Source organism: Mesorhizobium calcicola, assembly GCF_042682105.1.
Taxonomy (GTDB): Bacteria; Pseudomonadota; Alphaproteobacteria; order Rhizobiales; family Rhizobiaceae; genus Mesorhizobium; species Mesorhizobium calcicola.
In genome coordinates this window covers 21,898-35,712 of record NZ_JBHUGY010000009.1, presented here as the reverse complement: position 1 = coordinate 35,712, position 13,815 = coordinate 21,898, and the positions used below count along the sequence as shown (strand labels likewise).

Below are 13,815 nucleotides of genomic sequence, written 5' to 3'. Positions count from 1 at the left end.
GCTACCTCTCCCTGCGGCTGATCAGGACGCGGGCCGCCAGCACGATGATCAGGATGGCGCCATTGGCGGCGACCTGCCAGTCGGGCGGAATGTGCATGAAGGTGAGCAGCGGCGAGGCGGCGAGCGCCAGCGTCAGCGCGCCGATCACCGCGCCGATCGGCGACACCCGGCCGCCGACGAACTCGCCGCCGCCGAGGATGACGCCGGCGATCGCCAGCAGCGTATAGCCATTGCCGATATTGGCATCGGCCGAGGTGGTGATGCCGATCAGCGCCATGCCGGACAGCACGCCGAACAGGCCGGCCAGCGAAAACAGCACGATCTTGGTCCTGAGCAGCGACCAGCCGGCGCGCCCGAGCGCCGCCGGATTGCCGCCGGAGCCGCGCAGGATCACGCCATAGGACGTACGCATCAGGCCAAAATGGACGATGAGGCCGATCAGCAGCGCGGCGATGATCGGGAATGGCACGAAAGGCGGCTTGAAGGCCATGAACGCCAGCAGCCAGTCCGGCGCCTTGCCGCCCGGTTTGGGCAGGACGAGGATGGCGAGCCCCTGCCAGACGAAGCTCATGCCCAGCGTCACCACGATCGAAGGCAGGTTGCGCAGATGGATCAGCGCGCCGAGCAGCGCATAGACGCCGATCGACCCCAGCAGGATGACAACACCGACAAGCGGCGCGTCCTTCAGCCATGTCGCGGTGACGCAGCCGACAAAGCCGACGAAGGTGCCGATCGACAGGTCGAGCTCGTTGCCGGCGATGACGAACATCTGCGCGATCGTCGCCAGCGCGATCGGGATCGCCAGGTTCAGCATCAGGTTGAAGCCGAAATAGCTGATGGCGCGCGGGTTGAGCCAGGCGATGGCGAGCAGCACCAGCGCCAGTGACAGCGCCGGCAGCAGGCCGCGCAGCAGGCGGGCACGCGCCAGCGCGCCACGCTCGGCGGAGCTCTTGGCGGCGGTATCGAGGCTGGCGGCCGTCATCTCAGGCCGCATCGCCGAACGAGGACTGGATGATCTTCTCTTCGGTCAGTTCGTCGCGGCGCAGATTGGCGACGATACGGCCGTTCTTGAAGACATAGATATGGTCGCAATTGTCGAGCTCTTCGGTTTCCGTCGTGTACCAGAGGAAGGTGCGGCCGCGGCTGGCCTCTTCGCGGACGAGCTCATAGACCTCGAGCTTGGTGCCGATATCGACGCCGCGCATCGGATCGTCCATCAGCACGATCCCGGCGTCGGAGCCAAGTGCGCGGGCAAACAGCGCCTTCTGCTGGTTGCCGCCCGACAGCGAGAAGATGTTGTTGTTCATGTCCGGCGTGCGGATGCCGATCTTCTTCTGCCAAAATGAAGCAAGCTCGGCCTCGCGCTGCGGCGAGATCAACAGCCCGTTGCGCAAACGCGCCAGCGAGCGGATGCCGATGTTCTCAGTGATCGACCATTGCGGAAAAATGCCATCCGCCTGGCGGTCGCCGGCTACCAGCGCCACCGGCGCGGTGACCTCGATGCCGGCCTTGGCGCGCGATGCAGCGGCGAAGATCGCCAGCAGCAGGTCGGTCTGGCCGTGGCCAGCCAGTCCGGCAAGGCCGATGATCTCGCCGCCACGGGCGACAAGGTCGGTGCCGTCCTTCTGCCCGGCAGGACGCGCCCGAACCCGCAACGGACTGGCCCCAGGCTTGGCGTCGGCGACCTGCGCCGCGATCTTCTGGCGCGCTTCCGCTCCGCCCATTGCTGTCACCAGCCGGTCGCGGTCGAACGCACCGGCAGCGTCGGCGACAACCACCTTGCCGTCGCGCATCACCACGATGCGGTCCGCATTCCGCAGCACCTCGCCCAGCACATGCGAGATCAGGATGCAGCTTTTGCCGCCGGCGACGAAGCGGCGCACGAAGGCCAGCAGCTGGCCGGCCGTATGGGCATCGAGCGACGAGGTCGGCTCGTCGAGGATGACGAGGTCGAGCCGGTCCTGCGTCACCGTGAAGGCGCGCGCCACCTCGACCATCTGGCGGCGGCCGATCGACAGGTCGCCGACAATGTCGGCCGCCGAGATGCTGTGGCCCGGAAAGATCTCGTCGAGCTTGGCGGCGATCAGCTCGGCCGCCTTGCGCCGCCAGCCGAAGCCGCGCAGCGAAGCGTGGTTGATGCGCGTGTTCTCGGCGACGCTGAGATTGGGGCACAGCGACAGTTCCTGGAACACGCAGCGTATGCCGAGCTGTTGCGCCCGCGACACCGAGTAATTGTCCTCGACGGTGCCATGCACGCCGATCTGGCCGCTGTCGGGCATCAGCGTGCCCGCCACCATGTGCATCAGCGTCGACTTGCCGGCGCCATTGTGGCCGACGAGGCCGACGCACTCGCCGGGTCCAACGTGAAAATCCACGCCGCCCAGCGCGCGAACGGCGCCGAAATGTTTTTCGGCGCCGTTCAGTCTGAGGATGTCAGCGTTCCCTGCAGCCATGCTCAACGATATCCGCTCGGCGATATGGACGGCAACGCTTTTGCCACGCTCACTTGATGTTGGCTTTGATGGCCGCGATCGCGTCCTCTTGCGTGTATTCATGGCTGGCGACGCCGCCCTTGGGGATCTTCGGCAGTGCGGCCTCGAAATCGTCCTGGGTGAAGGCCAGATACGGCACCAGCAGATCGTGCGGGATGTCGGTGCGGCCGTCGAGCACCTGCTGCGCCACCCAGAAGGCCAGCGACGACACGCCCGGCGCGATCGACGCCGACCAGGTCTTGTAGCCGTCCTTGTCCTTCTGTTCCTTCCACCACTGCAGCTCATCCTGGCGGTTGCCCATGATGATGGTCGGGCGCGGCTTGCCGGCGGCGGCGAAGGCCTGTGCCGCGCCATAGCCGTCGCCGCCCTGATCGACGATGCCGACGACGTCAGGCAGCGACGGCAGGATGGTCGCGACCGCCTTCTGCGCCGTCGTCTGGTCCCAGTCGCCGGTCACCGAACCGACGATCTTGAACTCGGGATGGGCGGCGACGCCTTCGAGGATGCCGGCATGGATGGCATCGTCGATCGAGGTGCCGGCAAGGCCGCGGATTTCCAGCAGATTGCCGCCCTTGGGCTGGAACTTGGCCATCTGCTCGACTTCCTGCTTGCCCATGTCCTTGAAGTCGACGACGACACGGTAGGCGCAAGGTTCGGTGACGGTGCCGTCGAAGGACACGACGGTGATGCCGGCGTCGCAAGCCTGCTTGATGGCGCCGTTGAGTGCGTCCGGCGACGCGGCGTTGATGACGATGGCGTCATAGCCTTGCAGGATCAGGTTCTGCACCTGTGCTGCCTGCGTCGGCACTTCCTTGTCGGCGGTGGTGAAGATATCGGCCGCTGCGACGACCTTGTCCGCGACCGCTTTCTTGGTGACGATGCCATAGCTGTCGAGCATCGCCTGCCGCCACGAATTGCCGGCATAGTTGTTGGAGAAGGCGATCTTCTTGCCACTGGTGTCGGCAAGTGCGGTGCCCGAGGCGAGCATTGCCGCCAGAGCGCCCAAGACGAACAGTTTCTTCATGTCGTAATCCTCCCAGATGTTGACTGCTGCAAGTTCCTGCCGGCTTTTACCCCGGCCTCAATCTGATTTGAGCACGGACGGTCCCGGACTCAAAACAGTCTCAATCCCGGCACGCGCACCCGGAGCCGGTACAGCGACGTCGATGCGGTGATGTAGAGGCTCCTCAGGTCGTCGTCGCCGAAGGTGAAATTCGCGCAGTCCTCCGGTGTCCGGATGACACCCAGAATGGCACCTGACGCGTCGAAGACATGGATGCCGCCGGGGCCGGTGCAGTAGACATTGCCGCGGCTGTCGATCTTCATGCCGTCCGGCGCTCCCGGCCCGTCGCCCTCGGTCACCGCCCACACCGCACCGCCATTGAGGTCGCCATCCGCCTCGACGCCGAACACCCTGATGTGTCCGCGCTCGGTGTCGTTGATGAACAGCCGCGATTCGTCCAGCGAGAAGCAAAGCCCGTTCGGCTGCACGAAATCGTCGGCGAGCAATGTCAGCCGGGCGCCGTCGCCGTCGATGCGGTAGACGCCCTGGAAAGACAATTCTTGACGACGCGGCACGCCGTAGAATTCCACCCTGCCATAGCCGGGGTCGGTGAAGTAGATCGATCCCCCTGTGGCAACGACGATGTCGTTCGGGCTGTTGAGCTGTTTGTCCTGGTGGTGTGTGGCGAGCACCGTCACGCTGCCATTGGGCTCGGCGCGGGTCACCCGGCTCGTCGCGTGTTCGCAGGTGACCAGCCGCCCCTGGCGATCCAGCGTGTTGCCATTGGCCTTATGGCTGGGCTCGCGGAACAGTTCGATCTCGCCCGCGGCGCTGCGCCGGTACATGCGGCTTTCCGGAATGTCGGAGAAAACCAGCCATTTCTCGTAGGGGTGCCACACCGGCCCTTCGAGGAAGCCGAACCCGCTCGCCAGCGTTTCGATCGTCGCATCGCCGACGACATCGTCGAAGCCGGAATGGCGGGGGCGCGCCGACACCGCCATCACTGGCTCCCGGCAGCGTGAATCCGCATGATGACGAATGGCATGAGCGCTTTTCCCGATATGGTCTTTTTATGCGGTCGAGCGTAGTTGCGGCGCCGGTGCGGCGATACGGGTCAAAGCGCACGGCCGACTGTGCATTTGCACAGTCGGGCAAGACCAAAATTAGAGCGTGCTGACGATCTGATATCTGTTGCGCGGCGACATAGGGATGTTGATCTCGGTCGGTGCCCTTTCGCATCTTTTGCGCTCCTGAAGGCAGACCATGTCGGACTTTAGGTCCCGGCGAAGACCCAGCAAAAGCGCGGTCATCGTCGCGCTCGCGCATGCCACCGCTATCAGCGCGACGACGCCAGCGGAGTTGGACTTTTGCTTCGCGCGAAATGGGACATGTTTTGCAGGCAAATCGCTATGCACCAGCGCGTCCAGATCCGACCGGCTGCCATGTCGAACGGAATAGGCGCGAGTGAACTCGGCACCGAGAAGAAAAATTTCCGATGAGTAGTAGACCCAGAGGAGTATGACGAGCAGTCCACCGGCGGCACCATATGAGGATGCGATGGCGCTGGTGCCGATGTACCAGCCGATAAGTGATTTTCCCAGTGTGAACAGGGCAGCGGTCGCAACAGCACCAATGGCCACATCGCGCCATTCGAGCCTTCGATCGGGCAGAACTTTGTAAATGGCTGCGAACAACAAAGAGATGAGGGCAAACGAAACGACGGCGTTGATCGTGCTGAGGATGATCGTTCCGAACGGCAGATGGGCGTTGATGAGATTACCCAGTGCCGAAATCACAGCACTCGCTATGAGAGAGACCAGCAACAGGAAACCGAGCGCGGCCACCAATCCCAGACTGGCGGCGCGTGCCCGCATCAAACGTGACAAGGAACTGCCATGCGGTTCGACCTTCCAAATTGTATTCAGCGACTGCTGCATTTCACCGAAGACGCCAGACGCGGCCACCAACAAGGTGACGAGCCCGATTACCGCGGCCCAAGTTCCGTATAGCTTGCTCGATGCACTCTCCAGCGCAGCCTGAAGGAGATCGGCGCTTTCTGGTCCCATCAGCCCCGATATCTGGGCAGACAAAGCCAATTGTGCGGCATCGTGACCGAAAGCGAGCCCTGCGATAGCGACCACGATCAGCAAAATCGGCGCAAGCGACGTGGCGGCATAAAAAGCCATCGCGGCGCCATGACTAAGAGCATTATCGTTGATGAAGCCGACTGCGCTTTCTCGCACCAAGTCCCATGAATTTGTGATTGAGGGTCGCACCATGAGTCCGCAGGCCGTGAGATGGAATGGCGTTCACTAGCAATGCGCCAGAACTTCCGATGTTCCGGTGCCATGCCATTGGGTTCAGGAATTGGATCCAAACTCTGGCGCTGAAAACCTCAACAATGAAGCTGAAGGCCCACTAGAGCAATTCCAGGAAAAGTGTGAAATGGTTTTCCGTCCGGAATTGCGTCAAAACGAACAGATAGAGCGGTTCGGCGTTTCCGTGAAACGGTGAACCGCTCTAGTGCTCGGGTGGAACCTGCGCCAGCCATGCATCGAGCCGGTCCTGCTCGCGGCGCAGCGCGTCGATGTTGATCAGGCCGCGCGCCATGGCGAGATAGATCGCCCGCGTCCGCGAGTTGAACACCGAGGCATCGCTGGCGCCGTCCTCCGCCGGCACGATGCCGAGCTTGTCGTAGACATGCTTGATGCGGCTCTGCGCGCCGCGGATCGACAGGCCGCGACGCGCCGCGATCGCGCGGTCGGTCAGGCCGAGCGCGATGTCGATCAGGCTTTCATATTCGCCGTCGGTGATACCCTCGAACTTGTCCTGGACGCGGTGCTGGATACCGCGTATCTCGCGGTCGATGATGCAGTGGCCTTCGCGGAAAACGCCGCGCAGGGCCGAGCGCATGCCTTCCTCCGTCGCCGATTTGAGCACATAGCCATAGACCGAGCCCGGCGGCACGATGCGCGCCACGCCGCGCACATAAGCCTCGTCGGCAAAATTCGACCAGAACAGGATGTGCGTGCCGGCGCGGCGGTTCCAGATCGCCCTGGCAACCTCGATCCCGGTCGCCTTCGGCATCTGCAGGTCGAGAACGACATGCGGCGGCTCGCGCTCGGCCGCCAGGGTGATGGCGTCCTCGCCGTCGCTCGCTTCGATGACCTCGACGTCGCCGGGCCACAATTGCTCGACGGTGCGGCGCGCGAATGTGCGGTGCAGCCCGTCATTCTCGGCGATCATCACGAGCATCACATGGCCTCCGACACGGCAAGCTGGCCGGGCGCCGTTGCGGTTGCCGCAAGCGGCGGTTCCCGGAGCGGCCGGCGGTCGATCTCGACGACGACACGGGTGCCGCCAGTCTTGCGGCCGGCCTGCCCGATGCGCAGCCGCGCGCCGATAAGGGCTGCCCGCGTGTGCATATGGCCGATGCCGCCATGGGCGGCCGGATCGACCGTGCCGCAGCCCTGGCCGTCATCGGTGACGATCACCCGCAGCGCACTGGCGGTCGACGCCAAAAGCACATCGATGCGGCGCGGCGCGGCGTGGCGAACCGCATTGTTGATGGCCTCCTGCACGATCCGGTAGAGCGCGGTGCGGACAGGCTCCGGCAGGCTGTCTGCGCCGCCGTCGCTGGTGTCGGCGATGCGCACCGCGATCGGCGGCTTGGCTCTGGCGACGCTGCGGTTGAGATGCGCTTCGACCGCGTCGCGCAGGCCGAACAGTTCAAGCACGCTTGGCCGCATGTCGTCGACGATGTGGCGCAGTTCCGTCAGGCAGCCGGCAACCTCCTGCTCGAGGTCGGCAAGCTGCGCCGCCCGCGCCACGCCCTGGCCGCGCAGGGCCGACAGCTGGCGCGCGATGCGGGCGAGGTCGGCAAGCGTCTGGTCGTGCAGGTCCATGGCCATGCGCCGGCGTTCGCGCTCCATGCCTTCGGTCAGCTGCGAGGCGCCGACGCGCAGCAATTCGACGCGGTTGCGCGCCTCGCTCTCGGCAAGCATGGCGCGGCGCGCTTCCTCGGTCTGGATCAGCGCGAAGATATAGGGCGCGATCAGATCGGCGCATTGCTGGGCGACCGCGACATCGGCAAGCGTGTAGCAGCCGGCCTCGTGCCGGCTGATGTTCAGCGCCCCGATAATGCCGCCGCGTGCCCTGAGCGGCACGACGATGCGGCTGCGCAGCCTGGCGGCGAAGATCGGTCCGTCGATGGCCGTGGCGAAATGGAAGCGCTGGTCGCGCAGCGCGTCGTCGGCGAGCAGATACGGCACTTCGCCCCACAGCACGGAGCGGATCGGGCTGACTTCGGTCGGCAGCGGATGCTGGGCAAGCTCGCTCCAGCTGGTGTGGAAGCCGGCTTCATAACAGGCATGCCTGCGCCCGTCATGCGACAGCACCGCCAGATCCATGTGGTCGTGCGGGATCAGCGTGCCGATCTCGATGGCTGTCGCGCGGAACGCCGTGCCGGGATCGATATGGCCGGCAAGCGCCCGCGAAATCGCCAGCAACCGGTCGATCAGGACCAGGGACACCTCCGGCATGGTTTTCGCGTTTCCTCCGTGCCGGGAATAGTGGACGCATGCCGGCGCCGCTGTCAACGACGGCTCCGTGGAGCGTAACCGATCAACTTGCGGTGCAATGATTGAAAAGGGTTCGCGTCCTGGTCTAGGGAAGGGGCCAGGAGACCGCAATAGAATGCCAGTGACGCCAACCGTTGCTCCGGGCGCCCCGGGAATTCCGGCCCGCTGGACGTCAAGCGCCAAGAGTGGCGTCGGAACGTCCCTTTCGCCGAGCGGCCAGATCTGGTTCACGATCAGCCACGGCATCCTCAACGAAATCTACTATCCGCGCGTCGACAGCGCCTGCACGCGCGACCTTGGCCTCATCGTCCGCGGTCCCGACGGCTATTTCTCGGAAGAGAAACGCGATGCCGTGCACGCCATCGAACCCTTCGAGGACGGCGTGCCCGCCTACAGGCTGGTCAACACCGCCGCTGATGGCGCCTACCGGATCGAAAAGCGCATCCTTGCAGACCCGGCGCGGCCCGCGCTGCTGCAGGAGATCACCTTCACGCCGCTCAGAGGTGCACCCGGCGACTACCGCGTCTACGCCTTGCTGGCGCCGCATCTGGTCAATGCCGGCATGGGCAACACCGCCTGGGTCGGCGACCACAAGGGAAAGCCAGTGCTGTTCGCCTCGGGGCGCGGCACCTGCCTGGCGCTGGCCTCGTCGCTGCCCTGGCGAAGCTGTTCGGCCGGCTATGTCGGTGTCACCGACGGCTGGCAGCAACTCCACAATACCGGCGCGCTCGATCAGGCTTGCCAGCGGGCCGAGGACGGCAATGTCGCGCTGACCGGCGAGATCGGTTTTTCCGCTTCGAAGACGAAAGCCTTGCTGGCGCTGGGCTTTGGCGCGACATCAGACGAGGCTGCTGAAAATGCCTTCGCCGGCCTGAAGCGAGGCTTTGAGCCAGCCGCGAAATCCTACGTCGAGACATGGCGCGAGTGGCAAAGGGGCCTGCTGCCGCTGGATCGGCATGGCACGTCCGGGATCAACTTCTATCGCGTCTCGACAGCCGTTCTGGCGACGCACCGGTCGATCGCCCTGCCGGGCGCCGCTGTCGCCAGCCTGTCGATCCCGTGGGGCTTCAACAAGGGCGACGACGACCTCGGCGGCTACCATCTGGTCTGGCCACGCGATCTGGTCGAGACGGCGGGCGGCTTTCTGGCAGCCGGCGATGCCGCCTCGGCCCTGCAAATCCTCGACTATCTCAGCTCCATCCAGCAGCCGGACGGCCACTGGCCGCAGAACGCCTGGCTCGACGGGTCGGCCTATTGGCCCGGCATCCAGATGGACGAATGCGCCTTCCCGTTGCTGCTGGCCGATGCTTTGCGTCGCGCCGGCCATCTGCCGCGCGCCAGGCTCGCCGCCTTCCAGCCGATGATCGAGCGCGCCGCCAGCTATGTCGTGCGCAACGGACCCGTCACCGGCGAGGACCGCTGGGAAGAGGATGCCGGCTACAGCCCGTTCACGCTGGCCGTCGAAATCGCGGCACTGCTCGCCGCGGCCGACCTGCTCGACGCCTGCGGCAGGCAAGCCGCGGCGGCCTATCTGCGCGAGACATCAGATGTCTGGAACGACCAGGTCGAGCGCTGGACCTATGTCACCGGCACGGCGATCTGCAAGGCGGCAAGCGTCGAAGGCTACTACGTCCGCATCGCGCCGCCCGGCAGCGCCGAGGCCGGCTCGCCGAAGGACGGCTATGTCCCGATCAAGAACCGGCCGCCCGGCGACAACGACCGGCCCGCCGAGGCAATCGTCAGCCCGGACGCGCTGGCGCTCGTTCGCTTCGGCCTCAGGGCCGCCGACGATCCGCGCATCGTCGACACGATCAAGGTCATCGACGCGCAATTGCGCCGCGAGTTGCCGCAAGGACCGCTCTGGTATCGTTACAATGGCGACGGCTATGGCGAGCACGAAGATGGCGCGCCCTTCGACGGCACCGGCCAGGGCCGGCCGTGGCCATTGCTGGCCGGCGAGCGTGCCCATTACGAGCTGGCGGCGGGGCGCAAGGACAAGGCGTTGAGCCTGCTCAAGGCGCTGGAAGGATCGAGCGGACCAGGCGGCCTGTTGCCCGAACAGGTCTGGGACGGCCCCGACCTGGCCGAGCGCGAACTGCTGCACGGTCGCCCCTCGGGCAGCGCCATGCCGCTGGTCTGGGCGCATTCGGAGCATATCAAGCTGTTGCGCTCGCTGCGCGACGGCGCGGTCTTCGACATGCCGCCGCAAGGCGTAATGCGCTACATCGAGGACAAGACGGTATCGCCGCTCAGGACATGGCGGTTCAACAACAAGATCCGCACCTTGCCGTCCGGCAAGACGCTGCGCGTCGAGCTGTTGGCTTCGGCGACGATTCGCTGGAGCACCGACAACTGGGCGACCGCCGTCGACACCCAAACGGAAGAGAACGCTTTCGGCATTCATCTTGCCGATCTGCCCACGGCCGGCCTCCCCCGGGGAAGCGCGCTGATCTTCACTTTTTTCTGGCCGGGGACCGGCGATTGGGAGAATGTCGATTTCTCCGTCATATCGGACGATCCGGATAGCCAGTAGATCCTCCTCGATAAACCCAGCAAATCTCTCGGAAACAGGACGAAGCCATGCAGATCGGAATGATGGGACTGGGCCGGATGGGCGCCAACATGGTTCGGCGCCTGATTCGCGACGGCCACCAATGCGTCGTCTACGACATCAACCCCGCCAGCGTCGCCGCGCTGGTGACCGACGGCGCTCTGGGTGCGGCATCTATGGACGAATTCGTCGGCAAGCTGGCCAAGCCGCGTTGCGTGTGGCTGATGCTGCCGGCGGCGATCACCGGCAAGATCGTCGACCAGGTGGCGGCCCTGATGGAACCCGGCGACATCATCATCGACGGCGGCAATTCCTACTACCATGACGATGTCGACCGGGCGGCGAAGCTCGGGGACAAGGGCCTCAGCTATGTCGATGTCGGCACCAGCGGCGGCGTCTGGGGTCTCGATCGCGGCTACTGCCTGATGATCGGCGGGCCTGACGAGGCGGTCCGGCATCTCGATTCGGTCTTCGCCACGCTGGCGCCCGGCGCCGATGCCGGCGCGCCCGCCCCGGACAAGGCCGCCGGCACGGCACCCTACGGCTACTTGCATTGCGGTCCAAGTGGTGCTGGCCATTTCGTCAAGATGATCCACAACGGCATCGAATACGGCGTCATGGCCGCCTATGCCGAGGGCATGAACATCCTCAAGGCCGGCAATGCCGGCAAGGTCAAGCGCGCCGCCGACGCCGAGACCAGCCCGTTGCAGAACCCGGAATATTATCAGTTCGACATCGACCTCGCCAACGTCGCCGAGGTCTGGCGGCACGGCAGCGTCATCGGCTCCTGGCTGCTCGACCTGACCGCCGGCGCGCTCAAATCCAACGCCTCGCTGGCGAATTTCGGCGGCCGGGTCTCGGATTCCGGCGAAGGCCGCTGGACGCTGAAGGCGGCGATCGACACCGGCGTGCCGGCGCCGGTGCTGTCGTCTGCCCTGTTCGACCGATTCTCTTCGCAAGGCGAATCCGAATTCGCCGACAAGCTGCTCTCTGCCATGCGCTATGCCTTTGGCGGCCATGTCGAAAAGCCGAAGGCCGGCTCGTGACGGCGACAGGGGAGACACGCCGATGAGCCAGGAACGGTCCGACACGCTGGTGCTCTTCGGCGCCACCGGCGACCTCGCCCACAAGAAGATATTTCCAGCGCTTTACCAGATGGTCGCCAAGGGCACGCTGACCGAACCGGTGATCGGCGTCGCGTTCGACGCCTGGGACCTCAAGCAATTGCAGGCGCGCGCCCGCGACGGCATCGTCAATGCGCTCGGCAAGATCGACGAGCAGGTGTTCGCCAAGTTCGCCTCGCTGCTGCGCTACGTCAGCGGCGACTACCGCGATCCGGCGACGTTCGAGAAACTGAAGAGCGCGCTCGGCACGGCGCAGCGGCCGCTGCACTACATGGCGGTGCCGCCGACCATGTTCGAGACCGTCGTTCAGGGGCTGGAGCAATCGGGCACGGCGCATGGCGCGCGGCTGATGGTGGAAAAGCCCTTCGGCCACGATCTGCAGTCGGCGCGCTGGCTCAACCGGGTGCTTCACCTGGTTTTCGACGAACAGTCGATCTTCCGCATCGACCATTATCTCGGCAAGGAAGCGATCCAGAACCTGCTCTATTTCCGCTTCGCTAATTCCCTCCTCGAACCGATCTGGAACCGCAACTTCGTCGAGAGCGTGCAGATCACCATGGCCGAGGATTTCGGCGTCGAGGGCCGTGGCCGCTTCTATGACGATGTCGGCTGCATCAGGGACGTCATCGAGAACCATCTGCTCAACATCCTGCTGCTGCTTGCCATGGAGCCGCCCGTCGGCCGCTCGGCCGACGACCTGATCGACGAGAAGGTGCAGGTGCTGCGCGCGATCCGCACCTTGACCAGGGACGATGTTGTGCGCGGCCAGTTCACCGGCTATCTCGCGGAACCCGGCGTGGCGCCGAACTCGCCGGTCGAGACCTTCGCGGCGGTGCGTTTCTTCGTCGACACCTGGCGCTGGCAGGACGTGCCGTTCTTCATCCGCGCCGGCAAGAACATGCCCGTGCATGTCACCGAAGTGGTGGTGCGGCTGAAGCGGCCGCCGCTCGACGTCTTCGACCCGATCAAGCCCACCGACCAGAACTACGTCCGCTTCCGCATCGATCCGCAAGTGGTGATCGCCATCGGCGCCCAGCGCAAGGCGCCGGGCGACGACATGATCGGTGAGCAGGTCGAACTGACGGCGCTCGACGACAGCAAGGGCGACATGCCACCCTATGAGCGGCTGATCGGCGATGCCATGAACGGCAACGGCCAGCTGTTCACCCGCCAGGATGCCAGCGAACTGGCCTGGCGCATCGTCGGCCCGGTGCTTGGCGACACCACGCCACCGCACCTCTATGAACCGCTCACATGGGGTCCGGCCGACGTGATGGCCGGGTTCGGACCGCCCAACGGCTGGATCGATCCGGTAAAGTGAGTGGAGGTGACGCGATGGCCAAGGCGGCGAAGCAACCGGCATTGGACGCCGAGAAGATCGTGCTTTCGGTCGATATCGGCGGCTCGCATGTCAAGATCCTCACCAGCGCCGGCGGCGCGGAGCGCCGCGCCGACTCCGGGCCTGGCCTGACGCCGCAGCAGATGGCCGAGGCGGTGAAGAAGCTCGCCGAGGACCTGTCCTACGACGTCATCTCGATAGGCTACCCCGGCCCGGTCACCCACAACCGGCCGCTCACCGACCCTGCCAACCTCGGCAAGGGCTGGGCCGGCTACGATTTCGCCGCGCAATTCGGCAAGCCGGTGAAGGTGGTCAACGACGCACTGATGCAGGCCATCGGCAGCTATGAGGGCGGCCGTATGCTGTTCATCGGACTGGGAACCGGACTTGGCGCCGCGATGATCGTCGACAATGTCGCCCAACCGATGGAACTCGCCCATCTTCCCTACAAGAAGGGCAAGAGCTTCGAGGACTATGTCGGCGAACGCGGCCTGGAAAAGCGCGGCAAGAAGAAATGGCGCAAATATGTTTTCGACGTCGTCGACCGGCTCCGCGCCGCCATGCAGCCTGACTATGTCGTCATCGGCGGCGGCAACGTCGACAAGCTCGATGAATTGCCCGCCAACAGCCGGCGCGGCGACAACACGCGCGCCTTCGAAGGCGGGTTTCGTTTGTGGCGCGACAAGGCGCTGATAGTCTGATATTATTATTGTTAAATATAGTTGT

The 13,815-nt window shown here is 65.0% G+C and carries 11 protein-coding genes; 4 read left to right on the top strand and 7 right to left on the bottom strand.

The features are described from left to right. Position 1 precedes the first annotated feature (1 nt). The 7 genes from ACFSQT_RS04990 to ACFSQT_RS04960 all read right to left on the bottom strand — a co-directional run bounded on the left by ACFSQT_RS04990 (position 2) and on the right by ACFSQT_RS04960 (position 8,036). On the bottom strand, positions 2–982 hold the full coding sequence (locus ACFSQT_RS04990) for an ABC transporter permease (protein ID WP_379017234.1): 981 nt from the start codon (positions 980–982) through the stop codon (positions 2–4). 1 nt (position 983) lies between these two features. Further along, positions 984–2,453 carry a sugar ABC transporter ATP-binding protein gene (locus ACFSQT_RS04985; RefSeq protein WP_379017233.1) on the bottom strand — a complete coding sequence of 490 codons (1,470 nt, stop codon included), beginning with the start codon at positions 2,451–2,453 and terminating at the stop codon, positions 984–986. Positions 2,454–2,502: 49 nt separating this feature from the next. Continuing rightward, positions 2,503–3,516, bottom strand: a complete 1,014-nt coding sequence (locus tag ACFSQT_RS04980) for a substrate-binding domain-containing protein (RefSeq protein ID WP_379017232.1) — start codon at positions 3,514–3,516, stop codon at positions 2,503–2,505. 89 nt (positions 3,517–3,605) lie between these two features. Then, a complete protein-coding gene (locus ACFSQT_RS04975; RefSeq protein WP_379017230.1) occupies positions 3,606–4,496 on the bottom strand; it encodes an SMP-30/gluconolactonase/LRE family protein in 891 nt (296 codons plus the stop codon). A 162-nt stretch (positions 4,497–4,658) separates the two neighbouring features. Then, positions 4,659–5,681 carry a YihY/virulence factor BrkB family protein gene (locus tag ACFSQT_RS04970; RefSeq protein WP_379017229.1) on the bottom strand — a complete coding sequence of 341 codons (1,023 nt, stop codon included), beginning with the start codon at positions 5,679–5,681 and terminating at the stop codon, positions 4,659–4,661. A gap of 334 nt (positions 5,682–6,015) precedes the next feature. Next, positions 6,016–6,750 (bottom strand): response regulator transcription factor, encoded by a 735-nt coding sequence (locus ACFSQT_RS04965; protein ID WP_379017228.1) that lies wholly within the window; start codon positions 6,748–6,750, stop codon positions 6,016–6,018. After that, positions 6,750–8,036 carry a sensor histidine kinase gene (locus tag ACFSQT_RS04960; RefSeq protein ID WP_379017227.1) on the bottom strand — a complete coding sequence of 429 codons (1,287 nt, stop codon included), beginning with the start codon at positions 8,034–8,036 and terminating at the stop codon, positions 6,750–6,752. The genes ACFSQT_RS04965 and ACFSQT_RS04960 overlap by 1 nt, the downstream gene beginning before the upstream one ends. Positions 8,037–8,190: 154 nt before the next feature. Between ACFSQT_RS04960 and ACFSQT_RS04955 the strand changes: the two genes are divergently transcribed. The 4 genes from ACFSQT_RS04955 to ACFSQT_RS04940 are packed head-to-tail and all read left to right on the top strand — an operon-like array spanning position 8,191 to position 13,790. Then, the gene (locus tag ACFSQT_RS04955) at positions 8,191–10,608 is read left to right on the top strand and encodes a glucan 1,4-alpha-glucosidase (protein ID WP_379017226.1); all 2,418 of its coding nucleotides are present in this window, start codon (positions 8,191–8,193) and stop codon (positions 10,606–10,608) included. Between the two features lie 47 nt (positions 10,609–10,655). Next, positions 10,656–11,672 (top strand): phosphogluconate dehydrogenase (NAD(+)-dependent, decarboxylating), encoded by a 1,017-nt coding sequence (gene gnd / locus ACFSQT_RS04950; RefSeq protein WP_379017225.1) that lies wholly within the window; start codon positions 10,656–10,658, stop codon positions 11,670–11,672. A gap of 22 nt (positions 11,673–11,694) precedes the next feature. Continuing rightward, positions 11,695–13,071, top strand: a complete 1,377-nt coding sequence (gene zwf, locus ACFSQT_RS04945) for a glucose-6-phosphate dehydrogenase (RefSeq protein WP_379017223.1) — start codon at positions 11,695–11,697, stop codon at positions 13,069–13,071. Positions 13,072–13,085: 14 nt separating this feature from the next. Next, positions 13,086–13,790, top strand: coding sequence for an ROK family protein (locus ACFSQT_RS04940; RefSeq protein WP_379017222.1), 705 nt, complete (start codon positions 13,086–13,088; stop codon positions 13,788–13,790). Positions 13,791–13,815: the final 25 nt, after the last annotated feature.

Coding starts and splice junctions, on each gene's coding strand:
- ACFSQT_RS04975 (WP_379017230.1), bottom strand. CDS start 4,496: ATGGCGGTGTCGGCGCGCCCCCGCCATTCCGGCTTCGACGATGTCGTC.
- ACFSQT_RS04965 (WP_379017228.1), bottom strand. CDS start 6,750: ATGCTCGTGATGATCGCCGAGAATGACGGGCTGCACCGCACATTCGCG.
- ACFSQT_RS04985 (WP_379017233.1), bottom strand. CDS start 2,453: ATGGCTGCAGGGAACGCTGACATCCTCAGACTGAACGGCGCCGAAAAA.
- ACFSQT_RS04940 (WP_379017222.1), top strand. CDS start 13,086: ATGGCCAAGGCGGCGAAGCAACCGGCATTGGACGCCGAGAAGATCGTG.
- ACFSQT_RS04955 (WP_379017226.1), top strand. CDS start 8,191: ATGCCAGTGACGCCAACCGTTGCTCCGGGCGCCCCGGGAATTCCGGCC.
- gnd (WP_379017225.1), top strand. CDS start 10,656: ATGCAGATCGGAATGATGGGACTGGGCCGGATGGGCGCCAACATGGTT.
- zwf (WP_379017223.1), top strand. CDS start 11,695: ATGAGCCAGGAACGGTCCGACACGCTGGTGCTCTTCGGCGCCACCGGC.
- ACFSQT_RS04960 (WP_379017227.1), bottom strand. CDS start 8,036: ATGCCGGAGGTGTCCCTGGTCCTGATCGACCGGTTGCTGGCGATTTCG.
- ACFSQT_RS04990 (WP_379017234.1), bottom strand. CDS start 982: ATGACGGCCGCCAGCCTCGATACCGCCGCCAAGAGCTCCGCCGAGCGT.
- ACFSQT_RS04980 (WP_379017232.1), bottom strand. CDS start 3,516: ATGAAGAAACTGTTCGTCTTGGGCGCTCTGGCGGCAATGCTCGCCTCG.
- ACFSQT_RS04970 (WP_379017229.1), bottom strand. CDS start 5,681: ATGGCTTTTTATGCCGCCACGTCGCTTGCGCCGATTTTGCTGATCGTG.